Genomic DNA, 1442 nt, shown 5'->3' with positions numbered 1-1442 from the left:
CAAATTAACGTTATTCTCTTAAGGAAATGATCAAGGTTTCTAAATCCATAACTGTTATGTTTAAGCTTTTTTATCTTTCCAATGGTCCCTTCTAAGGGACCATTGGAGTATGGCATTATGCAACTGTTTTCTACATGTTTTAAGTTTTTACGTAACGTACTGATTGATGTATCCATAGCGGTGCCATTCTTTTTATAACCGCAAATAGTTTCTCTAAGTAAATTTATGTTGTGATTTTCAAGTGACTGTTGGACGTTTTGATAAGTATCATATACTTCTTTAAATACTGGTAACTGATCTAGTCCTATATCGATCACATTTTGAATTGTTGTGTACTCATTGATGCCAAAAACATATTCTACATTCTTGTCGTCTACCTCTGCCAAAGGCAGATGGTATAGACGCCAGTTAGACTTAAGGGCTTTGTACAACCGAGAATGTTTATCCTTAATATTCTTCAACGAACCAATACGAACTTGATCTAAGGCTCTACTACATAGTTGAACTATATGAAATCTATCAACTATTATTTGTGCATTTGGGAAGATCCTACGAACTACCATTTGATAATTCGCATTAAGATCTATCGATACGGACTTAACTGACTGACGTTCTGAAAGACTGTACTTGTTTATAAAATGATCGACTATTGTTTTTGATAATCTGTCATGAATAAGTTCTACTAAGTGATGTGTTTCTGCATCTATGGCAATGAAAGTGAAAATATTACCAACAGAGCGAAATTCATCGAAACATAAGTTTTCAGGAAGCCGACTACACCTACTGGGCAAATTAATATTGTCATAAAGCAATCTGCTTACTGTATTTGGTGAGACACCAACTATTTTAGCGATTGATGATAGTGTGAATGATTCTCTAGCTAAGTCTAAAATTCTGTCTTTTACTTGATTAGTTATTGTATGGTTCTTGATCAGTAGATCACTGTGCGCACCGCAGGTGCAGTCACAGTTCCTACACAAGTACCGTTGCTTATTGAGTATCATATGGTATTCTTTTCCATTAAAACTAGCTAATCTAACGTTAGTACGTTTTTTACCATTCTTAACTAATGCCTTCATACCACAGTGAGGACATCGATGGAGGACATATGATAACTCCGCGTTTATCAACTTAATATGTTTTATAACGCCACGTTTTTTGATTATAGCGTCACTAACTGAAATATTTTTTATATTATTGTCTTTTATGTCTAATGCACATAGTATAGAATTGTCTTGGGACATTATTGTTTTCTCCAGTTTGATTGGGTTTCGTCGCTTAAATCATAACATGAGAACAGTGATGTTCTTTTTGTTTTAAAAGAGTACAAAAAAACTGGTATTGATTATTCATCAATACCAGAAAGTATAGAACCCAAAAAAAACGACTTTCCGTCATCATGACAGGAAGTCGTTTTTGTTTTAAGCGTTAAGTTCAGGACC

The 1442-nt window shown here is 34.1% G+C and carries 1 protein-coding gene; it reads right to left on the bottom strand.

Annotated features, from left to right (window positions below; translation table 11 throughout):
* On the bottom strand, nt 1–1079 hold a 1079-nt coding region (locus EKM66_RS12455; protein WP_263854137.1), incomplete at its 3' end, for an ISL3 family transposase.
* Between the last annotated feature and the right edge of the window lie 363 nt (nt 1080–1442).

It is taken from the genome of Companilactobacillus hulinensis, from assembly GCF_003946555.1.
Taxonomy (GTDB): domain Bacteria; phylum Bacillota; class Bacilli; order Lactobacillales; family Lactobacillaceae; genus Companilactobacillus; species Companilactobacillus hulinensis.
Note: the sequence above shows the minus strand (reverse complement) of the source record. Positions and strands in the feature narration are given on the sequence as shown.